Origin of the sequence: Vibrio sp. B1ASS3, assembly GCF_905175355.1 — a bacterium.
In the GTDB taxonomy this organism is placed as follows: domain Bacteria; phylum Pseudomonadota; class Gammaproteobacteria; order Enterobacterales; family Vibrionaceae; genus Vibrio; species Vibrio owensii.
Genome location: NZ_HG992743.1, coordinates 1,080,707 through 1,103,931, shown reverse-complemented (window position 1 = coordinate 1,103,931; position 23,225 = coordinate 1,080,707). Strand labels below are relative to the sequence as shown.

Here is a 23,225-nt window from a genome sequence, read left to right as displayed (position 1 = left end):
AGGAAATTACGTTTTGGTTCAGTGACTAACGTCATTTTTCAAGCAGGTGTTCGAAAAAATACGCCATAAATGATCGACTGGGAATTTGAAATGATCCGAATTTTCAAGAAAATCATGATTAATCAGTCTAATATCTGAGAATTTTAGGTTCATTTCAGTGCCTGTCGTGTTAGTCTTGGCTCTTCTTTTTGTGTAATAGTTTGCATAGCAACCCTTTTGTTCTTTTGGTTGCTTTCTGCGACAGGAATATATATGTCATTAAGAGCAAAGCTAATATGGCCGATTCTCGTTTTCATCACGGTCATCTTTGTTACATCTCAAAGTTACACATCGTACATCACCTACCAGTCAGCAAAACATGAACTTGTTGAACAAACAAAAGTGCTCATCAATGACGTATCTCACTCAATTAAAGATGCGCTGGCCACAAAGAACAAGCAAAAAGCGCAATCTATTTTGGCTGACTTTCTGAAGGAGCCAAACGTATCACGCGTTAAGCTTTACGACAAAGAAAATCAACCATTTGCGATTTTTGCTCTCGACGGTTTTTCAGCGCCTTCGCCAACAAAGCATGAGCGAAGTCATCTGCATGCAATGGGGTATGCGTTATCTGCTCATTTTCTTTATGTGCTTGAACCGATAATCCATGACGGACAGGTGATTGGAACGATTAGAGTCACATTGTCTCAACGTCCTTTGATGCAGGTAAGAGATGCGCTATTGCAAGATGGGCTTCTGTTCCTAATCATTCTTCTTGCTGGTGGCGTTACCTTTTATATCGGTGTCGAGCGTCGTGTTCTTCGCCCTCTAGTGGAAGTCAATCAAGCACTCCAAGACTTCGCTAATGGCCATCATTTGAGTGGCCGCATTAGTCACCGTTCAAAAGATGAAGTAGGGCAACTCGTGGCTACTCTGAATCTGATGGTAGACAAGCAAAAAAGACTAGAAAAACAACGTAAACACAGTTTGGAAGTGCTGGAACGTCGTAAAGCGTTTGCAGAAGAAGTGGTAGATTCGATTCAAGATGCGCTTATCGTAACGGATAACTTAGGTCGCGTAATTCACTGTAATAAGGCAACGCAGAGGATTTTCGAAAAGACTTACCATGGATTAGAAACGGCAAATATCTGCGACTTGATCCAAACTAAAGCGCCAAATGAGTTAGGACAAATTTTAAGTCGAGGCTTAGAGTGTGACGACATCCATCTACAAAATGCAGAAGATGAACAGCAATTAAGTTTAACCAGTCGCCGATTAGCAAAACACGGCTATCTTCTTTTTGTGATTCAGGATATCACCGAGATCGAAGAAGCGATGAACCGACAACGAGTTGCCGGGCGTGTATTTGAAAGCAGTCAAGATGGCTTAGTTGTTCTCAACCATCTTGGGGTTATTACGATGGTAAACCCGGCGGTGACAAAGTTGATTGGTTTGACCGCCGAACAATTGGTTGGACAGCCGTTTATAAAATCAATTCGCTGGCGGAAACTGCAAGCAATGATGCCAAGTATCATCGAATCGATTGAAAACTATGGAATGTGGCAAGGTGAAGTAATAGAAAAAAACCATCTAGGCCAGCTTATACCAATGTTTGCGAGAGTGAATCGTATCATTAAGAGTGAAGATCAGAACTCGTTCGATATGGTGATAATCCTAACCGACCTTTCAAGTGCAAAAGAGATGGAGCGTTTAGAATACTTAGCGCATCACGATCCGTTGACGGGACTTGCTAACCGTTCAAAGTTCCATTTCGAATTGGAAGAATTAGTACAAAGATCAGGCTATCTGCGTGACGAGTTTGCGGTACTTTATCTCGACTTGGACGGTTTTAAGGGTATCAACGATACTTATGGTCATGATGCTGGGGATGAAGTGCTTAAGATTGTCGCTAAACGTATGACTGGAGCCACAAGACACAGTGATTTGATTGCTCGTTTGTCTGGTGATGAATTTGTCATGTTAGTGAATCCAGCCAATCAAAAAGTGGTGACTAGGATTGCAGAGCAGTTATTAGAAACGATTTGTGCTCCAATAGAGTATCGTGGTTCTTTGTTGAAAGTTGGCGTTAGTATCGGTGTGAAATTGGTGGGTGTTAACGAGCGTGACGCTACCCGAATTCTTAAAAGCGCAGATACTGCCATGTATCAAGCGAAGAAGGCCGGTAAAGGCCAAGCAATTTTAATGGGTTGCGAATCCCCAGATACAGTTTAAAAACGGGCTAGAAACCTTTAGACTAGCCCGATTCGCGTCAGAAGGAATGATAAAATGAAAGTACTTGTTACGGGTGGTATGGGCTACATTGGCAGCCACACTTGTATTCAAATGATCGAAGCTGGTATGACACCAGTTATCCTCGATAACCTTTACAATAGTAAACCAACTGTGCTTGAGCGCATCGAAAAGGTTTGTGGCGTAAAACCAGTATTCATTGAAGCAGACATTCGCGACAAAGCAGCGCTTGTTGATGCAATGACAACACACAACATTGAAGCCGTTATCCATTTTGCTGGTCTTAAAGCGGTTGGTGAGTCGGTAGAAAAGCCACTTGAATATTACGATAACAACGTAAATGGTACGCTTGTTCTTGTTGATGCTATGCGCGAAGCCGGCGTTAAATCGATCGTATTTAGCTCTTCAGCAACGGTTTACGGTGATCCAGCTTCTGTGCCAATTATGGAAGACTTCCCAACAAGTGCGACCAACCCATACGGTCGCAGTAAGTTGATGGTAGAAGAGTGTCTAACGGATTTCCAAAAAGCGAATCCAGATTGGAGCATCACACTTCTGCGTTACTTCAACCCTGTTGGTTCACACCCAACCGGTGAGCTTGGCGAAGATCCACAAGGCATTCCTAATAACTTGATGCCGTTCGTTTCTCAAGTTGCGGTCGGTCGTCGTGAATTCCTGTCGGTATTTGGTAGTGATTACCCAACTAAAGATGGTACAGGTGTTCGTGATTACATCCACGTAATGGATCTTTCTGATGGTCACGTTGCTGCTCTTGATAAAGTAGGCAACAAAGCAGGCCTACATATCTATAACCTGGGTACAGGTAATGGCTACAGCGTATTGGAAATGGTGAAAGCGTTTGAAGCCGCTTCTGGCAAAGAAGTTCCGTTTAAGCTGGTGGATCGCCGTCCTGGCGATATCGCAGAGTGTTGGGCGGATCCTTCAAAAGCAGCAAACGAACTCGGTTGGAAGGCGACCCGTACACTTGAAGAGATGACGAGTGATACTTGGCGCTGGCAGTCAAATAACCCTCAAGGTTATCCAGACGCTTAAAACTTCAAGTTTTACACTTTTATAACAAAAAGGCGCACTTCTGCGCCTTTTTTGATCTAAATCGGAAAAATTCGTAAATTACTGGTTAAAAGGTAGCTTCGATAAATAGAAATGCTAAACTATGTGCGAATCTTAATTTAGGTCGTAAATTTTCATTAAACTATTCGGGGTAGTTCATGGAACTTGGTTTAATCATCGCATTCATCGTTGCAGCAGCAGTAATGGTGAAAAAAGAGATGGCAAAACAATAGTCTTTCATTTTTCATTCTTTTCTTAACATTTTTGAAATGAAAGCACATAAAAAAAGCCAGCATAATGCTGGCTTTTTTGTGTTTGTAACACTTAGAACTCGTATTTGACACTAATGTTGTAGTTACGCTCTGCTTGCGTGATATCACGGCTTAGCTCAGTTTCACCACGTACATCGTTCCACAAGTAGTACTCTTCATTCGTCAAGTTCATCACACCTGCACGAACGGTTAGGTCTTTCATTGGCTTGTAGTAGGCCGTTAGATCAACAACTGTCGCTGATGGTAGTGCAACTTGGTCTTGAGTTCCGCCATTGTCACCATCTGAGTTGATATCACTGTTAGACTTCTTCGCTGTGTAGTTAACTTTTAAGCTTGTACCCCAAAGTGCGTTTGGTGAATCGTAGTTTACTGCAGCAACCGCATTCCAAGGGTTCACACTATTAAGCGGATTACCATCACCATCTTCACCTTCAGTGTACGCTGCAGCTAGACGAGTCGTTACACCTTTAGGAAGGCTAGCAATAGCGTGCCAGTCAAGGCTATTAGACAGCTCGACACCTTTTACTGTAGCTTCATTGATGTTGATGAACGTGTATTCAGTTAGACCACCATTACTCGATGATGTTTGATCAATGAAGTCGGTGAAATCACTGTAGTAAAGTGCGAACTCTGTAGCCGACGCTGCTGTGTTATGACGGTAACCTAATTCGTAAGACAAGCTCTTTTCAGACTCTAGGTCTGGGTTAGGGCGGTTAGTGTAACCGTGTCCTGGGTTGTCGTACGTGTAGTAAAGCTCATCAAATGATGGTGCACGGAAACCTTGGCTTACTTGAGCGAATACCGTACCTGGTTGAGACAGCTTATATGTTGCACCTAGACGGCCAGTAAACGCAGAATCGCTGAACTTCTTGAATGACTCTTCAGAGGTATCTGATGGATCAGTAGAGAAGTAATCGTAACGTACACCAGGAGTTAAGATTAACTTGTCGTTAAGTAGTGCGATTTCATCTTGCAAGAATAAACCAAAGCTTTGTTCTTTAGCATCTGGCGTGTAAATGTAAACCGTGTCAGGCGTGCCTGGATCAGAGTTAAACTCGCGGTTTGTGTTGCTGATGTCGCTGTGTTTGTAAGACAGGCCGTAAACCAAGTAGTGGTTTTGAATCTCTTTGTCTAACTGAGTTTCAAATTCGATCTTGTCTTCAGTGTATTCGTAGTCTTTTTTCTGCTGGTTATCACCATTAGGCGGAACCCACGGTGGGAAGCCAGGACTTGCTTCTTTAAAGCGGTTTGTTACACCGTTTTCTTCTTTACTTGTCCAAGTTAGCTGAGAAGTGATCGTGTCTGAGATAGCTAAATCAGCAAACCAGATGTGTTTCAAACCAAGACGGTTTTGCTTAGTTTGGTCTTCTGCATTGAAGTTTTTGTATGAAGAACTCGCGATGTCTGAGTCCGTTTGGTTGTAAATTACTTCACCCAAAAACTCCAAACGATGGTCTTCATTCAATTGTGACTGCAATTTAACCAACAAATCGTTTTTGTAGTAATCTTGGTCCGTCACTGAGTAGTCGTCGTAAGGCGCTTTAGAAAAGTTTTGTAGTTCAGAACCGTCACGGCGTGTGTATGCCACCAATGCTTCAAGATTATCAAATCGTTTCGCAACCGCAATGTGCTCTGCAAACGAGTTATCTTCAGAAGAGTAAGAAAGCTTAGCTTGGCCACCAAAGTCTTTGCCGTCCTTCAAGAAGTCACTTGGATCTTTCGTTTCAAATGCAACAACGCCACCGATAGCATCACTACCGTGCAAACTAGAAGCCGCACCTTTTACAATCTCAACGCTTTTTAGCATGTCAGGGTCGACAGTCACGGCGCTAGAGTTAATGAAAGAGTATGGACCGCCGTCGAATACACCTGGCTGAGAAGCTCCGTCTACCAAGATTTTCACTCGCTTGCCTTCCATGCCGCGAATGTTAATGCTTTGAACACCTTGACGTTGAGTACCGTTAACAGTAACGCCTGGTGTGTATTCGAATACATCATTAAGATCTTTTGCCATGTTTTCTTCGAGATCTTTCTCAGAAACAACGGCAACAGAAGCTGCTACAGTATCCATAGTTTGGTTAGTACGAGTGGCAGAAACAACGACTTCATTGAACGTTGATGTTTCTTCAGCGTAAGCGCCTTGGGAGAGGGCGATGACAATAGAGGCTGATAAAATTGATTTTTTATACATTGGCTTTAATACCTTAAATCCATAATAGGCAATAACAACGTGCGGCATCTTAGTGGATCTAAATGGTAATTACTATCATTACCATTGTTGTTTAATGTTGTTTTTATCAATGGAAATTTGTACTACGCACCGCCTAGTCTTTGATAATCAATGTGTTATATTGTCTAAAGTCGTTTTTTTGAGTGATTTTTCAAATACCACTACTGTGATAGCTATCACATAAATAGGGAGTTATTGTGCAGAGTCCAATCACGTTAGAAGCACTTCATATCTTGGATGCCATTGATAGAAGAGGAAGTTTTGCTGCTGCAGCCAACGAGTTAGACCGCGCACCGTCTTCGTTGAGTTATCAGATTCAAAAGCTAGAGCAAGACCTTGATATCATCATTTTCGACCGTTCTGGTCATAAAGCACATTTCACCGAAGCCGGTAAGTTAATACTTGAGCGTGGCAGGGCAATCCTTCAAGCAAGCGAAAAACTCGTCAATGATGCTACCTTGTTAGCGAATGGTTGGGAGTTGGATATTACCGTTGCGTTCGATGGCATTATTCCTATCGCAAATTTCTTCCCTATGGTTGATGCGTTGTCCAATGTGAGTAGTACACGGATCCGACTGCAAGAAGAGATTCTTGCTGGCAGTTGGGAATCATTAAATACCGGGCGTTCAGATTTATTGGTTTGTCCAGCTTTAGATACGCTCCCACAAGATGTAAAAGCAGAAAAAATTGGCAAACTAAGTATGGTTTGGGTAGCAGCGGCTGATCATTATGTTCATAAACGCAGTGGGGAATTTGATGACGCGGCAAGGGAAAAGTATCGAGTCATAGCCATTGCAGATACTGCGCGAGAACAACCAGCGCTGTCGATCAATGTAATGCAAAAACAACCACGTCTGACCGTTACTAACTTTTCAGCAAAGGTTGAAGCTCTATTATCGGGACTAGGGATCGGTACCTTGCCAACGCAAGTTGCACAGCCTTTGGTAGAAAGCGGTCAGCTCAAGTACATTGATGGCGCAGAAAGTAAGCCGATAGATATCATCCTAGCTTGGCGTAGAAATACGATGGGTGAAGCGAAGTCTTGGTGCGTACAATACCTAAAGAAAAACTGGAAAATGAAGTGACCTTGTCACTAATTTGTACAGGAATAAAGAAAAGGACGCGGCGATGCGTCCTTTCTTTTGTTACTTCATCAGTAGATGAACACAATTAATTCAAAGGTAAAACCATATCGGCAGTGCCATCTGCAAACTGAACATCCAATTCGAAACCTAAACTTTGCGCAAGTGACAGCATCCCGCGGTTAGTGGGCATCGTCATACCAGACATCTGTTTGGTCCCTTTGATTTGGCAGTAACTGATGATCTTTTGCATCAACAGTTTACCCAATCCTTTTCCTTTCAAATCTGAACGAACTAAAATCGCAAATTCTGCGTCGCTATTGTCCGGTGTTATTAACGCTCTCGCCACACCGATAATGGAAGGTCCATTTTCATCGAATGCAACGGCGACAAAAGCCATCTCTCGGTCATAATCGATTTGTGTCAGATTCGCGAGTGCCTCATGGTTGAACTCGCCGACGTCAGAGAAGAATCGGTTATATAAATCTTCCTTAGATACGCTATTGATGAACTGCGCATGGATTGGTTCGTCTTCTGGTAAGATTGGACGAAGCAAAATAGGTTGCCCATCTCGTAAGGTCACCGTCTCCACGAACTCGGCAGGGAAAGGGCGGATAGCTAATCGTTCTTGCGCGTCGCCTTCGTATTTCTTCAGCGTAACGTCCGCATCGATGATGGTTAAATCGCTACCAGACACCAGTACTGGATGAATATCCAGTCTTTCTATTTCTGGTAGTTCAACGGCCATCTGAGAGATTCGCACCAAGAATTTTGACAGCTCTGTGATGTCTAGAGCGTCTTTGTGTTTCTGCAGCCGCACCTTGCCTGATTTGAGCGCTATGACGATCAGATAGCGCGCCAGATTCATGTTCAGTGGTGGCAGGGCTGCAACGGCATCTTGAGTAATGTTCCAGTCTGAACCACCTTGTCCAAGTAAGATTACAGGGCCAAAAACCTTATCCACGGCAATACTGACACGCAACTCCTCTGCGCTACCAAGCTTTGCCATCCCTTGTACTAAAAGGCCTTGAAGGTTGGCTGCAGGGTAACTGAGCTTAGCGGTATCTAAAATGGCTTGCGCGGCGCTAGATACTTCTTGGCTATTGCGCAGGTTAAGCGCGACACCATGTACATCTGATTTATGAGCAATATCTGGAGACCGAAGCTTTACTGCAACCGGATAGCCAATATTCTCTGCCATATGAACGGCTTCTGTGACTTCTGAAGCAATCCAAGTCGGGAGAATATCAAAACCAAACTGCTCAAATAGGGGGCTTGTTTGGTGTGTATCTAATGTAACTGTGTTTTTATCCAGTAGTTGCTCATTCACCCATTCGCGAGCAGAACTCACACTGCCGGAATGGAGCGGTTCCGCCGTAGTCGGTGTTTCCATCAGTTGTTTCTGGTTTCGTCTGTACTCGACTAAGTGCATGTAAGCAACGACCGCACTCTCTGGTGTTCGGTAGGTTGGAATGCCTGCTTGCGTGAATGCTAAGCGTGCTTCTCTAGAGGTCTGTTCACCAGACCAATTGGTGAGAATATTAAAATGTTTATGTCTCGGATGCGCTTGTATGGCTTTGATTACTGCGTTTGCTGTCTCTAACGAATCTGAGACAGCCGAAGGGCTGTGCATAATCAAAATCGCATCAGCGCAGTCATTGTTCATCAATGCGTTGATGGTATCGACGTATCGCTTTTTCGTTGCGTCGCCAGCTAAGTCGATTGGATTTACACCTCGCCAACTATCCGGCAATTGACCACGCAGATTAGCGATAGAATCTTCATCTAACGTTGCTAGCTTGCCACCTCTATCTAATAAGGTGTCAACGGCCATCACTGCTGGGCCACCGCCATTGGTTACTATCGCGAGACGTTCACCTCGTAGCGGGACTGAATGTGTGAGCGTTTCAACTGCGGCGAATAATTCGTGTGTATTACCAACACGCAGCATACCGGTTCTTCTGATTGCTGAATCATAGATAACGTCGAGAGAATCTATATCTTTTTCTCCAAGCGTACGAGCTTGAGTCGAACGTCCTGCTTTAAGCACTAAGATGCGTCGATTACGAGAAGCTGCTCGTGCTGCGGACATAAATCGTCGTGCATCTTTAATCGAGTCGACATAAAGCAAAATCGCTTCTGTTTTGCCATCCATACTCAAATAGTCAAGCAGCTCAGCAAAGTCGATATCTTGGCCTTGCCCAATAGAGATGAATGAAGAGAAACCGATGTTTTTATCATTCGCCCAATCCAACACGGTCGTACACACCGCTGCGGACTGCGAAATAAAGGCGATCTTTCCTGGTTTCGCCGCAACAGGAGAAAAGGAACAGTTAAAGTGATGCCAAGGTAGAATGATGCCGAGACTGTTAGGGCCAAGCACACGAATGTTCAAGTCTGAGAGATCTAAGCTTTCTGCATCGTCAGAGATGACAATTGCAAACTCAGTCCCGCGTTCATCAAGCTCTTTCAACAGCTGTTTATTGCGAGAAACATTGGTGCAGAGTATGGCAATATCAGGCGTATAGGGCAGGGAAGCCACGTTTGGATAAGCAATCACGCCGGAGACTGATTTGTATTTCGGTGTGACGGGCATGATAGCGCCACCAAAGCCACTCTGTAGTAAATTTCGCATTACGATTTGGCCGGCGCGCAGTTCTTTTTGAGAAGCACCAATCACTGCAACAGAATTCGGTTTAAAGAGTTTTTGTAGTTTGTTCATTGTGACTCCTTGGCCAGTGACACCGAGAACGGTTGGTCATTCCTCATACAATCATAAACGAATAAGTCACTGTTGAAATATGAACAGGTCAGACATTGGCTTAAAACTGAGCCAAGCGTACAGAGTTTGTGTCACTCATCACATCAAAATCACAGTTTATTGTGTTTGGTGCTTGATAAAATAGCCTGCTATCGGCATGATTTATCGTAATATTTATCCAGAGCGTTTGTTACTTCATGAAAAAAATCGCAATCATCGGCTTGTCTGTACTGCTTTCTGCTTGTGCATCGGAAACTTACATCACTGACGTAACGTCAGAAAGCTACCGAGAAGACTACCAATCTCAGTCAATTTCTAAACCAATTATGTCGTCTGAGAACGCAGTGGTTGAGAAAGACGTAGAACCAACAGTTGTAAAAATGACTGCGAAGCCTGAAGAGAAAAAGGTGGTGAAACTAACCCCTAAAGATCAGGCGAAACCAGTTAAGATCATTCCGCCTAGCAAGAAACAAGCGGGTATCCAGCGCTTTGGTTACACCATTCAAGTTGTTGCTGTAGGTAGCCAAGCGAAAGTTGACCAGTTTGCACGTCAACTTCCTCAAAACGGCCAGCCAATCTGGGAAAACTACAAAGTGGTAAACGGCACGAAATGGTTCTCAGTGCTTTACGGTGATTACGCAACAAGCGCAGAAGCGAAGAATGCGATCTCAACATTACCGAGTCATTTCCAGCAACTTAAGCCTTTCGTTAAGAGCATTGATGCCATTAAAAACTCGGCATATCCAACGCTTAACAAGCTAAACTAATTGAACAAGGGAAGGGAGCAAAATGCTCCCTTCTTTCTTTGGTTAATTCCTATTCGAACAGTATTCCTCACAGTAAAATTACTGTACGTTACTACTCAAAGGTTTATCATACTGAATAGTATCTTTTGGAAATCACGGAAAGATTGATTCATGATCAAAAATATCCTTTTACTATGCGGTGGCGGCTCATCTGAGCACGAGATTTCACTGCTTTCTGCAAACTTTGTAGAGCAACAGTTAAATCTGATCGAAAACGTAAGCGTGACGCGCGTAGAAATCAAAAATGAAGGTTGGGTGACAAACCAAGGTGAACTGGTTTATTTGGACCTTAATACCAAAAAGCTTTGCTCAGACAACCTTAACCTAGATATCGATTTCATTGTCCCTTGTATCCACGGTTTCCCGGGTGAAACTGGTGATATCCAATCTATGTTTGAAATCGCGGGTATTCCTTACCTAGGTTGTGGGCCTGAAGCGAGCAGCAACAGCTTCAATAAGATCACATCAAAGCTTTGGTACGATGCGATTGGTATCTCAAACACACCATACCTTTTCTTAACGCGTAATGATGAACAAGCCCATGAACAAGCGTCACAAGCGTTTGATAAATGGGGTAAAGTGTTTGTCAAAGCGGCTCGTCAAGGTTCTTCAGTTGGCTGTTACAGCGTCACTGAAAAGGAAGCTTTATCGCAAGCCGTTAACGATGCATTTGGTTTCTCAGAGCAAGTATTGGTAGAAAAATCAGTCAAGCCTCGTGAACTGGAAGTCGCAGCTTATGAGATGAATGGTCAGCTATTCATCACTAAGCCTGGCGAAGTGATTGCGCCTGATGGTGCTTTCTACTCGTACGATGAAAAGTACAGCAGCTCGAGCCATTCATTGACTGAAGTAGAAGCGAAAAACCTAACGGAAGAACAGGTAGAAGCGATTCGCGTGGCTTCAGAAACTGTGTTTAAGCAAATGAATTTACGTCATTTATCGCGCATCGACTTCTTTTTAACAGAAGATGATGAAATCTACTTAAACGAAGTAAACACGTTCCCGGGTATGACGCCGATTTCGATGTTCCCTAAAATGCTGCAAAACAACGGTCACAAATTCCACGAATTCCTAGCAGATTGTATTCATACTGCAATCTAACTAACGTTACCGTCATTCATTTTGTGGTAAACCTAAGCATAACTGAGTAATGTCACAGCGTTAAAGTTTGAATATTACTCAGTTGCATTTATGATTGTATCAAAGCATTAAATAGATGGCTCAGTGGTATGGCAATTTCAAATTATAGAGGTTTTAACCTGCAATCGGGCGGACCTGATGGTAGCGTTTGGAAGGTAAAGATCAAAAACCACGTTTTACAAGGCAGTTTGACGGCGGTAAAAAAGAGCATAGATTGGTGGTGTGACACTGCTTCTATTATTGACCCAAAAGAGTTCGCAACTCTGGGGCAAAGAGCGCAAAGCACTAACAATCCTCAATCTGAAGTATTTAACGGCTACACGATAAAGAACGACACAGGCGAGCCTAACGCTTGGTACTGTATGTTCAATGGCAAATTGATCAAGGGCGCGAAGCCTGCGATTCAACGCCATATCGAAGCGTATTTGGTTGCGAAACAAAAAGCGCTACAAGCACAACAACAAAAGAAATAAGAGTATGACTCTCGTATATTCAACAGAAACTGGTCGAATCAAACCAGAAGAAGAAAAAGTCGAACGTCCTAAAGGCGACGGTATTGTTCGTATTCAAAAGCAAACTAAAGGCCGCAAAGGCAAAGGCGTTTGTATCGTAACTGGTTTGGATATGGATGACGCGCCACTAAAACTGTTAGCCGCTGAACTTAAGAAAGTCTGCGGTTGCGGTGGCTCTGTAAAAGATGGCAACATCGAAATTCAAGGTGATGCTCGTGACAAGATCAAAGCACATCTTGAGAAGAAAGGCATGACAGTAAAATTAGCCGGTGGTTAATTCAAACTGTTCAGTAGATTTTAAAGAGCGTCTCAATTGACGCTCTTTTTGTATCTGTAGTTTGTGTGATGACTTGTAGAGCGAAACGGCAGATAACAATCAGTGCAGAACGATAAACACAAATTGTCCGTCAAAGAAAACCAGCTAATAGCAGAGCGAGCAATCGTAGATTGATAGATCCATATTAGCTATTTTATGGTAAATCACGGTTATGTTTAATGACACCGCCAAAAAGCGCTGTATTTTAAAATCTGAGAGGGATAGGAGACCAAACTAGAGAAGAATTGGCGTACATGGATATATAATTTAACATAATATACATAATGCGCACTTGAGGGGTGATTGTTAACAAAGGCTAACTATTTGATTAAGCGTTTCATAAGTGTCTGATAACCAAGCTGTAATTTTTAATTTTGTGAGTTTCCATAACTCAAGTTACTTGTACTATTCCTAACGATTGTTTTGTGCAATCTACGAAAAACGCCGAAATCCCCGACCGCAACATTATGAAGCGTTCCGTATCGGCAAAAACAACAAGAAAATTAATTTTAGTCAGTTATCCAATATGCGAGCGTTGTCATGTTTCACGAGTCATTCCGCACACTCTTTTGGCGTGAGTTTAAATCCATCAAGCAAGGCGCTGAATATTTTCACGTGTCCAAACCGACGATTACCCGTTGGCTTGATGGCACTGTTCCAATCAATCCAATGGCAGAAAAACTCATGCTGATTAAGTCGCTTGGTTACTTGCCTAATGATTTACGTTGGTCTGGCTTTCGTGTGTGAGAAACGCGCCATCATCATCACGCCGTCTGGTCGTGAGTTCAGTCCGAAAGAATTGGAAAGTTTTGTGTTCTGGCGTGATGAGCACCGCCAGCTTGTCGAAAAGTTTGGACATATAGACCAACCGAAGGTCTACCCAGCAAAAGAAAACGTCTTACCTTTTCGTGGCGGCCATCGAATGAAAGCCGCCAAGTGGACACCGTCAAAAGTTAAAACCAAATAACCTTTTCAGTAAGACGTTCTGGCTTGTATGACGAGCTCCAAGGGTCAATGTCTTTGTTTAGAGCTTCTGATAAAGCTAAAATTTCGTCATAAATTACCCCTAGCGCCTCTATTTTTTCTTCAGAATCAAGAACTTTTCTTGAGCCGTCAGGAACCTTTATATCTCTCGTTGCTTCAATAAGTTTAAGGAGACCGAACTGGATACGTAACGCGTTAACCAGTGCTAAAGGAGTATAGGTGCTGGCTTGCAACAGATCATTCATATTGTAAACAATGCCGACAATGTCAAAGCTGGAAAGCTTTTTAGCCGTCGTTTTTTTGTATTCAGGCATGTCGGCTACTAAGTTTTTTACCAATCGGACACATTTTTTCAAGTTTCCGTTGTAAAGTTTGTCTTTTTGGTCAACTAGCTTAATGTGCTTAAACGGTGAGTTACCTATTAGCTTATGCTCTTCTTTATTGTAAATACGGACTTGCCTTTCTGTTTCGTCGCCAGTTAGTTGAAAGTCAATATTGTTGTACCAACATGACGGTACGATATCTACTTTTCTTCTCAAGCTGCCGCCGCTCATCTCGATACTTTTCGCTTTATTACAATCTACATCAGCAACAAAATAGCGAGATGTCAGTTTTTCTTCACACTTTTCTCGAAGTTCTTTAACGATATCAACCATTGCTCGTTGGTCACTTGCAGGGTAGTAATTAACACCTGTGGCACATGGTGTTTCATAAATAAAGATATCTCTTAAAAGGATCAGCATGTCTACATCAGAGTGCCCTTTTATGTGAACATCCAACGGCACTGAGCCTTGCATTCGAAAACAAGTATTAATGCCATCAGTCTCTAATAGACTGACTAACGTGCTTGCAACACGTTCTCCTTCACTAATAGAAACTTGCGTCGACTTATCATCTACAGCACTCATTGCTCCAATCGTATATTTAATAGCTGCACTTTGAGTTAACGCTTCATAATCCTCGGTTTTTCGATCATCCAGACTCGATGACTCAAGACCTAACGACTTATTTAGAGCAATTTTATCTAAAGTAGCTCTTGCTAACGCCCCTTGGCGTCTATCTTTCAAGCTGCTCAAGCGTTTTTCAAAATCAATCATCTTATGCTTCCTTCTTAGTTAGGTACATTTTTCCGAACGTTCGTCTTCCGTTGCTGTTGAAATAAGCTGCTTCGGCGCTCTTTGCATCTTGAGCAAACTTGATCTCACAGTACCCTGTGTGATGCTGGAGTTCATGGTATTGGTCACTTTTAGGTGTGTTTTTGTAACTGTAATGAAGGATACTGCCGCCTTTTGTTGTGTTGAGCTTGGCAAGGGTTGCTGTATAACTATTACTTTCACTCTTGGCTGTTTCTTGTGAAATCAGGATTTTTTCCCATGTTTGGCTTATATCTAGCTCACCTTCCCAGTGATAACGAACGGTGCCATCATCGTTTAATGTTTCTCCTCTTACTAACCAAACCCCGCTTATGTCGGGAATTTCAAACCATTTGATCTTCCATGCCACACGGTTGAAGAGCCAATGAAGTATTAAATAAACTAAAGCGGAAGTAACACTAGCTCCAGCGAAAAGAACTGTACCAGTCAGTACAGATAGTGCGGCAAACATTGAGGTTAGAGCTGAGGCTAGTACAAACGAAGCCAGCCCAAGGTAACGTCCAATAAAAGAACGAGAATGGTTAAATATTGCGTAATCATGCATTAATAAAGCCTCGCGTAAAAATGTTTGGTTACTTGTCCCTATAGCAATTCAGGACTTAAGTTATATGAGGCTTTTTGCACATTATTCCAAGGGGGTGAGTTAAAAAAACATTGAAAAATATAAGGTTATAAAAAGAAATGAGTTAATGGCTTAATTTATATAATCCTGAAAGACTGATGGTAAAGATGCAGTCTTTCAGGACGTTAAGGGCGAGTTAGTAACAATTAGTTTTTCGAGTGTCTCCAAGCATATCCGTCAGCTACGGTGACAAAAACCTTATACTTTAATCCTTTCGCGTTAAACCCTTCCTTCACCCTTTGAAGAATGTCATCTCCTATCGATGCGCATTTTTCACCAGTAAATAAACCTGCAGCTGTCGTGTTCGGTAAATCAACAGTTTTTCCACTACTAGAAGTTAATGATGTTTTTAAACCGTGATCCTCCAGAACAGAATAGGCATTCTCATAGTCTGCTGATGTCGCATTAAATAAATCAAAAGTGCACATAACAAAATAACTCATTGATAAACCTCGAATGATTTTTATGTATAACCACTATATTACTGTGGTTTTTGTCATGTGCTCAACTAGTTTTATATTCTTTTGATGGATTAGTGACTTCCCTTCTCGTTTTTAGCTTTAAGAACTAACACGCTTTCTCTAACATCTTGCAGTCCTTTGGTGAGTTGCTTGTTGATAGCAATCTGGTATTTCAGATTCATCCCCATAAGCGCAAACATCACAAGCGATTCAGACGAAAAGCCCAAACCAGATAAAGCGTTAACTAGGGCGGCTTCCATCCAAGCCCCCTACACTTTTGGTCGGTTTCCAGCTGTCCGGCAGCGCTTCATAAACACCGATAACCGCCGGAATTGCCAAGCCAATCGCACCGCCGAGGTGTACGCCCGTTTCGGTGATTTCGACACTGAATAAATGTCCGTAGCCTGTCGCTGCAGCGACGACTGAACCTAATAACGCCAAGCCTTTTAATGTTGAACGTTCAAACATGTTTGATTTCTCCCTAAATCAGTTTCACACCTTTAATCACGGTGTCTTTGCTGTAATGGCGCCCGACTTCCATGATGCTCATGGCGTGCAGGACTTCGACCAATAGCGGCATGTTGTTGACCAAATCAATGCGCTCATCGATACCAACCCCAACACGACCCGCAACGAACTGCGCGTAATTGTGGGTTTTGTTCTCGATTGGTGGCGCGAATCGGTGAATGATTTCACTTAGCGTGAACAGCTCATGCCGTTGCTGGTAATTGCGCAGCAAGACAGCACCCGCACGAAAGCCCCATTCAGGTGCTTTAAAGGTTTCGAATGCCTTATCGCGTGACGGCGTCACCTTGCCTTTCCATGCGTTGCCAGCAATACGAATGTTAAGCGGGTTATTGATGCGCACCCCGCGAACGCTTGATGTGGTTGTCATGGTAAAAGCTCCCATTCCTAGAATGACAAATACGATTAAAAACAGAGGCATAAGCGTTAACCGTAAAAGTTAATGCAGACCGGAATCGCGGTATAAGCCACACTCAGCGATTGATTGTCAGTAAGCCAATCAAACATTGCTTGAGAGTATTCAATCACCACGTAATTGCTCCCATATTCCACAATGTCGGCGCTAAACCCGTTTTGATAGCTCATGCTGTGCCACAGTGTTAAATGGTGCTTAGGGTGAAACGCAAAGTGATAATGACGACTAAAGCTCCACTTATAGCGGCGGCCTGATATGTACTCGGCGTTGCTACTTTTCAGCATGCGGGTGTAATTGTGATAAGCCGTCATTGCCACTGGATTGGGCAATGTCACAGCATCGCCCTGTGCTAAATGACCAACGGACGCGTGCCAGGCTTCTGCGCCGTAAATCATGAATGACGTATCATTGGTTACATGCACATAGACAACAAACAAGCCAGCACCCCCGTCAAACTGGCAAACGAGCTCCGGCGTTTCAATCCATGTTGGCGTAATGTAGTGCTCGGCCTTGGCTTTGGTTTCCATGCGGTGATATTGGTTATCCATCACTTTGGTGATGCTGATTTCACCCGTGTTTTCGTCGATGAGTACGCGAGCAATACCAACAGTGATATTGGCATTGGCCGAAGCGCCAACAAGGACGCGAGCTTTGAGAGCATTATGCGCTTTACCGCCTTGGGGCGCGCTAAACACACTATAAGCCACACCATCGCCCCCAATGCTACAGCGCAGCACGCCATTGGTTGCGGGAATAGATGGGTGACTGTAGCTGCTCTTGATGCTGCTTTCATGCTTCACCCAGCCCGTTGTATCTTTTGAGGTGGCAAGCTCTAAGCCCCAGCCATAAATACCGCTTACAGCATTGCGACCAAACTCAATGGTTGCGTTTGGGTTTACGGGTTGAGTTGTTTTTACGCTGATAGTTGGCGCCGTTGGCAAACTATGCGTATTAAGATTGATTTCGCCATTTGGCAGTAGATTGATAACGGTTTCACCCGTTCCCATTGAATCTAGCAAGTCAGCTAGATATTCGATTTTGTTGCGTGGGCTGCCGTTTGGCAGATTTGAGCGAATAACTCCCATGCTTTAAATCTCCATTAGTGTGACTTTGTCGCCCGCCGCGCCTGTTAACGTCATGGCGGCTTTGCTGGCGATTTCGATACGTTCGCCCGCTTCCAACTCAAAGGCATCGACAAACACCGATTCCGTGTTGGTCTTAGCTGCCTTGATGGTGATGGCTTTGCGGGTGTCCTTTTGGGCAATGTTGTGCGGGAAAGTGCTCACCGCTTCGGTGATTAACTCGCTGCTGGCTTCTTCTGCGACACGAACAATTTGCGCGGCAGAGATACGAACGGCGGGCATGGTGGCAATCTTTACCGACTGCTCCCCGTCCAGCGCTACCGGAGGCAATGACGCTAGGTGAAGCGCTGGCAATTGGCTGACCGCCAGTTGTTGATTGGCAGCAATGCTCACCGCTGGCAGTTGGTTGATTTGTACCGATGGCAATGCACTGATAGCGACTTGCTGATTTTCTGCAATCTGCATTGGTGGCAAGGCGTTAATCTCGACACTTGGCAGCGCTTGAATCACCACGCTTTGACCTTCCACTGGCGGCGTGAACGTACCAAAACCAAACTGGATTTCGATTTCGTTATCAATGCGGCTTGAGATAAGCAAGCGCCCTAGCTGCTTACCTTCACCCACGTTAAATACGGACGACTGCCCAAGCGTGACGCGCTCACCGCTGACTTCTCGATAAACATCAATTTCACCTTGCGCCGCTTTCAAATACAGCCAATTGCCGTCTGGAGTAAGCGGGATTTGTTGTCCCGCAATAAGAGTGGTATTCATCGTTTCACCATTACAAAGCCAAGCATCAGTACCAACACAATGGCAACGGCCATCATCATCTTGCTGGTTTCCACTTGCCCGCCGTCCTTATTGAACTTGGCAAGATCCATCATTGATTCGAGATTCTTCGAGTTCTGCGCCGCTTGGTTGCCAGCCAGCCCCGCCAACATGTTGAGGTTTTCACTGTTCGTTGAAGCGTAGGTTTTCAGCGATGCCCCCGCAAAATCGGCAACTTCATCAATGGCGGTTTCTGCCATGTCGCGGTTCATGTCCATCGCTTCAAGCGTCACCCGCTCGTTGCTATCAATCATTTCCCCGCCAAGGTGAAACGCTTCTTCACCTAATGCCAACGCCGCATCAATGGCGCCGTGGTCGGTCATGGTCATGTTGGCGTTAATCGTGGAGTTATTAACGCCGGACAGCGCCACCCCAAGGTTATCGCCATCAATGGCATTTTGACCGCTGACGTTGGTTGTATTGTTGGTGCTGGTTGATTTGGACTTGGAACGTCCCATCTAAAAGCCCTCCAAATCGAGGCGAATGAAATCGCCATCGTGTTTTTGTGTGACGCCAAGGCGACGAACCAAACGCGCCACACCTTCAAAAGCGGTATCCGCAACCAGTGAGCCAATGCCCGCCGCTTTCACGGTTTTACACAGTTGCTTGATACCCGATGCCAAGCCGTGACCGACAACCGCCCATAGGTAATAGCTGTCACCATCACGTTCGCCCGCAATCAGCAAGTCGCACTTATCACTGGTTAAGCGATACAAAGACACGCGCCCTTCCTTGACGGCTTTGCACAGCTCCTTGTATTCGTTAGGCACAGCGCGAAACGCTGGCTTGAGTTCGCCAAGCGCACGCGCTGAATGGGTCATGACTTGAATTACTTCTTTTTCCATAGCCACAGCCCCACCAATAACGCCATCACAATGGCAATCAACGTGATGCGGTCGATACCACTGCCGCCCATGTTGATGTTGCCCATTGAAAGGCTGCCATTTGCCTGACCTTTTGAGCCACTGGTCGCGGGACCGGCGCCCGCATTGATTGGCATTGAGCCAGAATTAGTAAGTGGTCCACCTATCACAGCTTGAATCCTTTCTTGTAGAGGATGTAACACACCAGAAGTAAGCCAAGCACCAAGCCGATGCGGTCAAAACCGCCCGTAACCTTGATGCCTGCCCATGCACCCACCGCACCTGCAATCAGATATGGAATGAGCGGCATTACTTCTTCCCCTTAGCGGTAAATACCACTAACAAAAGCACCAGTAAGAGCACCGCACCCATAGCGAGATAAGTCGGGTTTACCCCCGCAAAAGCGGAGGTATGAACAGGCTCACCCGTTGGTTGCTGGTAGTCGTTATTGTGCTTGCGCTGTTCGTCGGGGTTGCTGGACTCGACGCGCTGCGCTTCATTTTGCAGTTTGATGCCGAGCCAATCTTTGCCAATGCTGGTTACGTCTGTTAGCAGTTCACCGCCCGCTTCTAAAACGCCATCCCAAACACCGCCCCACGTTTCCTGCGCCATCACCATAACGCCCCCTTACTGCGCTGTAGGCACAGACACTTGTTCGATGGCTTCAATCAGTACCGGAATACTGCCCGCCGCCGTCTTTTCGACTTCGAACGCGAGTTGCTTCATGGCTGCCGTTGGCAAACGTGCTTCACTGCCAAAGCCGCAGCGCGTGAAGTCCATCGAGAAGAAGCCCGCATTTTGCTCACGACCCGCTGCCGCCAAGTCATAAGCGTTATCGGCTTTGTTGACGTTCAGTTCTTCGCGCTCATCACGTAGAACACGCACACGCTCAATCGTTGCGTCTTTCAAATGAACACGCTTTAGAGACAGCGCCGCGCTACGCTCGGCAAAGTCAAACGGTGTACGACCGCTAGAGGCTGCATACCATGTTTGTGAGTAGATACGAGGCATGTAGATGCGTTGTGATTGCGCTGCTGTCGTATGAGCACGAGCTCGAATCATTGGCGCAGCTTGACCAGACTTAGCTTTTAGCTGGATGTACATAAACCAGATTTCACCTTGTAGGGTTACTAGCTCACCTGTACGGATACCCAGCTTGGTGCGCATCGACATATCAGAGAAGTTGAGCACGTAACGACCTTGTTGCACGTACTCTTTTTTGTGCTCTTGCAAGTCAATCAAGTCTTGCGCGGTTACGTTCACGATTTCACGACCGTTCACTTTCACAGTGATGCGCTCAATGTCTGACGGGTCGGTAATATCAGTCACCAGCTCAATGTTTTGATAAGTTGGACCCGATACCAATCGCAGCGTGGCTTGGTTGCCCCAGTTCACACCTTCCACTGGATCAAGTTCACGAGGACGAGGGTTAAAAGGCTGTTTTAGCGCTTCCATTTAGAACCATCCTTTGTCGCCGTTTAGAGTCTCACGCACCGGAGTCAGTACGCTGATGTTGTTGATAGCCGCAATCACGATTAGCGTGATGATGAGCGCCATCAATAGGTTTTTATGTTGCTGTTTCATGTTGTTCCTTTCGGTTGCACACGGTTAAAAAGTGCATTCATGAAACAAGGAATTTGAAAGGCTGGGAAGTTGGAGCAACCTATAGGTTAAGTGGCTAACCTATAGGTTGAATGAGCGTTGAAATTAGCCGTGAATCTTACCCGTCAGGCAGTTAAACGAGGACTTTTCGACGTTGCCGATACCATCACGAACCAATAAATATTCGGCAATGGGTTTACCTATCGCGGCTTTGTTGTGCTTGGCAGATTTCAACCCTGCCAGCGTTTCGACACACAAGCCCTTTTTATCAGCAAGCCAACGAGCGTCAGCCATCGAGTTAACAGCGCCAATCCACCAAACGGGTGATTGCTCGGTGACGGTTTTCGGCACTTCCTGTCCACGTTGGAAAATCGAATGCAGCACCAGACCATATTGACGGCCACCACGCCACAGTTCGCCCGCTTTGCCTTTGAGTTTGCCGGACGTCTCCACACAACTGGCGAGTTCTTCAATCACCACGTGCAGACGGTCAGCGTCGCCATTACCGACCGCCCACACCGCAGCACTGAAAAACTCCAATTCATCACCGCACGCACCCTCACTGGGTACATACGCCAACTTGAACGACTTGCCACGCTTACGCGCTAACACCAAGGCTTTGACGAACGCGACACGTGATGAGGTTTCAAGGCACATTTGCCCGCGATACTTCGCACCCGCATAGTTTCGGTATGGGTCAAAAAAAACCGCTTGCGCGGCTTTCGGTACTAATCCCAAGTGCTTAACGGCGGAGGTTTTACCCCCGCCAGTACCCGCCACATAAATCACATGCTCAGCATCGTGTGACGGGTTCGAGTTCACCGGATTAGGGAATTTAAGCGGCGTCTTTTTGGTTTTGCTCACGCTGTTTTTTCTCCTCTATGGCTAACAGTTCCTTTTGGTGTGTCATGGTCTTTTTCGCGCTGTAGACCAAAGACAGCACCGCCAAACCTAACACGGCTTCTTCCATGTAATTACCGAACAGAGAAGTGACCGTGTCACCATGCTTTTCAAGCACTGGCAAGGCAGCATCAATCACTGCCGCTTTGCCTTTTTCATCGAATTCAAAGTCCACACCCGAAATGATGCTGGTTGCTTGCTCGGCAATGGTAAACAGGACAGACAGCGCCCCTTCGAACATTTCACCCGCTGGCTTTTCGTCGTTGGCGGCTTCGGTTGGCGCATCAATCACAGTGGTGGTTTCGGTTTCTTCTAGTCCACTGATAACCGCTGAAAAGTCGCCCCAATCATCGTGCTCCGGTTGGTTTTCAAGTTCACCCTGCATTGATTGGCTCTCCCTGTTCGGTTGGTTTTTTGGTTGGTATCAGTTGGCGTACTGCCCAAAGCAAAAGCGCAATAATTGCCAGCCCAGCCAAGACCTTTTTAACCGGAAAGACACGCTTTTTAACGGGCATTGGCTGTTCACTATCTAGCGTTTCAACCGTTACCACTTCACTTTGCTCTAAGCTAGGCGTATCAGTGCTTTCAACGGTTTCAACCACTGGCTCAACCGTTGAAATATCGCCCTCATTAGTGACGGCGTCACTCAACTCTGGCGTGTTCAGTTGGTCTACCGATTCCACCATGTTGGATTCGACAAATGAGTTAATGCTTTTGCTCATTGGACTGTTGCCGCAGCTTGGACATTTGTAATAAAGCAGCCCCAAATTACGCCCGTTTTTGGTTGGCTCACCTTCGGCAATCAGCTTGCCTTCACCGACACGGTGAACGGTTGACGGACTGCTACAAACTGGGCACGAAACGTGCCCGCGAATTGGGTTTGGATGTTTACTCATCGGCAACCGCCTCAACATCAGAAAGCTGTTCAATGTTAGCTTCAACACAGGCGCGGTACTTCTCACGCGCCACATTGTTGAGTTTGGTTAGTTGCTCGATATGGGTGAATAACGCCGGATTTAAACCAAATGCTTCAAGCGTAAAGTTACCCGTCATAAGCATCTTGCTGGCACGCTTGATTATCGCGTTGGTGTCCAAGTCTTTAAACTGGCTCAATTCCTTTTCAACACTGGCGTTCAGTTTGTCGGCAGCGTCCAGAGCCGCAATAGCTTGGTGACATTCGTTAAGAGATAGCATTTTCATTTAGTTAACCTCGGCTGTTAGTTCGTCGGTGTCGGGTTTCTTCTGGATTTGTTTGTTCACTTCTTTCATCCAGACCAACAAGAGGCGCCAAAACACGCCGCCCTTGCTGCGCTTTACTTCCTTTTCCATTGCATCGGTGATTTTGTCGATGTTGCTCATTGGGTTTCCTT

At 45.1% G+C, this 23,225-nt stretch carries 29 protein-coding genes and 1 pseudogene; 8 read left to right on the top strand and 22 right to left on the bottom strand.

All coding sequences use genetic code 11. The features are described from left to right. Window positions 1-252: 252 nt before the first annotated feature. Together KJB05_RS23450 and galE are read left to right on the top strand one after the other, a co-directional pair. Entirely contained in the window at window positions 253-2,211 is a 1,959-nt protein-coding gene (locus KJB05_RS23450) for a diguanylate cyclase (protein ID WP_208444228.1), read from the top strand. Window positions 2,212-2,265: 54 nt separating this feature from the next. Beyond that, the gene (gene galE, locus KJB05_RS23445; RefSeq protein WP_005435155.1) at window positions 2,266-3,282 is read left to right on the top strand and encodes a UDP-glucose 4-epimerase GalE; all 1,017 of its coding nucleotides are present in this window, start codon (window positions 2,266-2,268) and stop codon (window positions 3,280-3,282) included. Between the two features lie 342 nt (window positions 3,283-3,624). Here galE and KJB05_RS23440 read toward each other — a convergent pair whose 3' ends face one another. After that, window positions 3,625-5,763: a TonB-dependent hemoglobin/transferrin/lactoferrin family receptor gene (locus KJB05_RS23440; protein ID WP_208444229.1), complete on the bottom strand. Its 2,139-nt coding sequence runs from the start codon at window positions 5,761-5,763 to the stop codon at window positions 3,625-3,627. A gap of 236 nt (window positions 5,764-5,999) precedes the next feature. Here KJB05_RS23440 and KJB05_RS23435 point away from each other — a divergent pair, with 236 nt between their 5' ends. After that, the gene (locus tag KJB05_RS23435) at window positions 6,000-6,887 is read left to right on the top strand and encodes a LysR family transcriptional regulator (protein ID WP_005435159.1); all 888 of its coding nucleotides are present in this window, start codon (window positions 6,000-6,002) and stop codon (window positions 6,885-6,887) included. Window positions 6,888-6,972: 85 nt separating this feature from the next. Here the strand turns inward: KJB05_RS23435 and KJB05_RS23430 are convergent, their stop codons facing one another. Continuing rightward, entirely contained in the window at window positions 6,973-9,606 is a 2,634-nt protein-coding gene (locus tag KJB05_RS23430) for an acetate--CoA ligase family protein (RefSeq protein WP_208444230.1), read from the bottom strand. Window positions 9,607-9,842: 236 nt separating this feature from the next. Between KJB05_RS23430 and KJB05_RS23425 the strand changes: the two genes are divergently transcribed. The 5 genes and pseudogenes from KJB05_RS23425 (at window position 9,843) to KJB05_RS23405 (ending at window position 13,386) form a co-directional block, all read left to right on the top strand. After that, on the top strand, window positions 9,843-10,412 hold the full coding sequence (locus tag KJB05_RS23425; RefSeq protein ID WP_208444231.1) for an SPOR domain-containing protein: 570 nt from the start codon (window positions 9,843-9,845) through the stop codon (window positions 10,410-10,412). 150 nt (window positions 10,413-10,562) lie between these two features. Beyond that, window positions 10,563-11,552 (top strand): D-alanine--D-alanine ligase, encoded by a 990-nt coding sequence (locus KJB05_RS23420; RefSeq protein ID WP_208444232.1) that lies wholly within the window; start codon window positions 10,563-10,565, stop codon window positions 11,550-11,552. A gap of 128 nt (window positions 11,553-11,680) precedes the next feature. Then, window positions 11,681-12,064, top strand: a complete 384-nt coding sequence (locus KJB05_RS23415) for a DUF3319 domain-containing protein (RefSeq protein ID WP_020196894.1) — start codon at window positions 11,681-11,683, stop codon at window positions 12,062-12,064. Between the two features lie 4 nt (window positions 12,065-12,068). After that, complete coding sequence (gene yciH, locus KJB05_RS23410; protein ID WP_005435166.1) at window positions 12,069-12,380, top strand: stress response translation initiation inhibitor YciH; 312 nt, start codon at window positions 12,069-12,071, stop codon at window positions 12,378-12,380. 579 nt (window positions 12,381-12,959) lie between these two features. Further along, window positions 12,960-13,386, top strand: a pseudogene (locus KJB05_RS23405) (phage protein). Here KJB05_RS23405 and KJB05_RS23400 read toward each other — a convergent pair. From KJB05_RS23400 to KJB05_RS23310, 20 genes are all read right to left on the bottom strand, one after another. Further along, complete coding sequence (locus KJB05_RS23400) at window positions 13,373-14,500, bottom strand: hypothetical protein (RefSeq protein WP_208444233.1); 1,128 nt, start codon at window positions 14,498-14,500, stop codon at window positions 13,373-13,375. The pseudogene KJB05_RS23405 and the gene KJB05_RS23400 sit on opposite strands and share 14 nt — an antisense overlap. Window position 14,501: 1 nt before the next feature. Further along, window positions 14,502-15,101 carry a pancortin-3 gene (locus KJB05_RS23395; RefSeq protein WP_208444234.1) on the bottom strand — a complete coding sequence of 200 codons (600 nt, stop codon included), beginning with the start codon at window positions 15,099-15,101 and terminating at the stop codon, window positions 14,502-14,504. Window positions 15,102-15,325: 224 nt separating this feature from the next. Then, complete coding sequence (locus tag KJB05_RS23390; RefSeq protein ID WP_208444235.1) at window positions 15,326-15,622, bottom strand: hypothetical protein; 297 nt, start codon at window positions 15,620-15,622, stop codon at window positions 15,326-15,328. Window positions 15,623-15,711: 89 nt separating this feature from the next. Continuing rightward, complete coding sequence (locus KJB05_RS23385; RefSeq protein ID WP_208444236.1) at window positions 15,712-15,900, bottom strand: hypothetical protein; 189 nt, start codon at window positions 15,898-15,900, stop codon at window positions 15,712-15,714. Continuing rightward, window positions 15,881-16,108 carry a hypothetical protein gene (locus KJB05_RS23380; RefSeq protein WP_208444237.1) on the bottom strand — a complete coding sequence of 76 codons (228 nt, stop codon included), beginning with the start codon at window positions 16,106-16,108 and terminating at the stop codon, window positions 15,881-15,883. Before KJB05_RS23380 ends, KJB05_RS23385 begins: the two co-directional genes overlap by 20 nt. 13 nt (window positions 16,109-16,121) lie before the next feature. Further along, entirely contained in the window at window positions 16,122-16,586 is a 465-nt protein-coding gene (locus KJB05_RS23375) for a structural protein (RefSeq protein ID WP_208444238.1), read from the bottom strand. A 5-nt stretch (window positions 16,587-16,591) separates the two neighbouring features. Beyond that, window positions 16,592-17,665, bottom strand: a complete 1,074-nt coding sequence (locus tag KJB05_RS23370) for a hypothetical protein (RefSeq protein WP_208444239.1) — start codon at window positions 17,663-17,665, stop codon at window positions 16,592-16,594. Window positions 17,666-17,668: 3 nt separating this feature from the next. Further along, window positions 17,669-18,433, bottom strand: a complete 765-nt coding sequence (locus KJB05_RS23365; protein WP_208444240.1) for a hypothetical protein — start codon at window positions 18,431-18,433, stop codon at window positions 17,669-17,671. Further along, window positions 18,430-18,948, bottom strand: coding sequence for a chemotaxis protein (locus KJB05_RS23360; RefSeq protein WP_208444241.1), 519 nt, complete (start codon window positions 18,946-18,948; stop codon window positions 18,430-18,432). The genes KJB05_RS23365 and KJB05_RS23360 overlap by 4 nt, the downstream gene beginning before the upstream one ends. Next, window positions 18,949-19,335: a hypothetical protein gene (locus KJB05_RS23355; protein ID WP_045376663.1), complete on the bottom strand. Its 387-nt coding sequence runs from the start codon at window positions 19,333-19,335 to the stop codon at window positions 18,949-18,951. Then, window positions 19,320-19,523 (bottom strand): hypothetical protein, encoded by a 204-nt coding sequence (locus tag KJB05_RS23350; RefSeq protein WP_010647844.1) that lies wholly within the window; start codon window positions 19,521-19,523, stop codon window positions 19,320-19,322. Before KJB05_RS23350 ends, KJB05_RS23355 begins: the two co-directional genes overlap by 16 nt. Further along, window positions 19,520-19,663 carry a hypothetical protein gene (locus KJB05_RS23345; RefSeq protein ID WP_010647846.1) on the bottom strand — a complete coding sequence of 48 codons (144 nt, stop codon included), beginning with the start codon at window positions 19,661-19,663 and terminating at the stop codon, window positions 19,520-19,522. Before KJB05_RS23345 ends, KJB05_RS23350 begins: the two co-directional genes overlap by 4 nt. Next, window positions 19,663-19,971 (bottom strand): hypothetical protein, encoded by a 309-nt coding sequence (locus KJB05_RS23340; protein ID WP_078609543.1) that lies wholly within the window; start codon window positions 19,969-19,971, stop codon window positions 19,663-19,665. The genes KJB05_RS23345 and KJB05_RS23340 overlap by 1 nt, the downstream gene beginning before the upstream one ends. A 9-nt stretch (window positions 19,972-19,980) precedes the next feature. Next, on the bottom strand, window positions 19,981-20,808 hold the full coding sequence (locus KJB05_RS23335) for a major capsid protein P2 (protein ID WP_050914289.1): 828 nt from the start codon (window positions 20,806-20,808) through the stop codon (window positions 19,981-19,983). Next, complete coding sequence (locus KJB05_RS28910; RefSeq protein WP_005455307.1) at window positions 20,809-20,937, bottom strand: hypothetical protein; 129 nt, start codon at window positions 20,935-20,937, stop codon at window positions 20,809-20,811. It lies immediately after the preceding gene. A 123-nt stretch (window positions 20,938-21,060) separates the two neighbouring features. Continuing rightward, window positions 21,061-21,819 carry a hypothetical protein gene (locus tag KJB05_RS23330; RefSeq protein WP_208444242.1) on the bottom strand — a complete coding sequence of 253 codons (759 nt, stop codon included), beginning with the start codon at window positions 21,817-21,819 and terminating at the stop codon, window positions 21,061-21,063. Next, the gene (locus tag KJB05_RS23325) at window positions 21,791-22,240 is read right to left on the bottom strand and encodes a hypothetical protein (RefSeq protein WP_208444243.1); all 450 of its coding nucleotides are present in this window, start codon (window positions 22,238-22,240) and stop codon (window positions 21,791-21,793) included. Before KJB05_RS23325 ends, KJB05_RS23330 begins: the two co-directional genes overlap by 29 nt. Next, a complete protein-coding gene (locus tag KJB05_RS23320) occupies window positions 22,230-22,751 on the bottom strand; it encodes a hypothetical protein (protein ID WP_208444244.1) in 522 nt (173 codons plus the stop codon). Before KJB05_RS23320 ends, KJB05_RS23325 begins: the two co-directional genes overlap by 11 nt. Continuing rightward, window positions 22,744-23,055 (bottom strand): hypothetical protein, encoded by a 312-nt coding sequence (locus KJB05_RS23315; protein ID WP_010647857.1) that lies wholly within the window; start codon window positions 23,053-23,055, stop codon window positions 22,744-22,746. Before KJB05_RS23315 ends, KJB05_RS23320 begins: the two co-directional genes overlap by 8 nt. Then, window positions 23,056-23,214 carry a hypothetical protein gene (locus KJB05_RS23310; RefSeq protein ID WP_208444245.1) on the bottom strand — a complete coding sequence of 53 codons (159 nt, stop codon included), beginning with the start codon at window positions 23,212-23,214 and terminating at the stop codon, window positions 23,056-23,058. Between the last annotated feature and the right edge of the window lie 11 nt (window positions 23,215-23,225).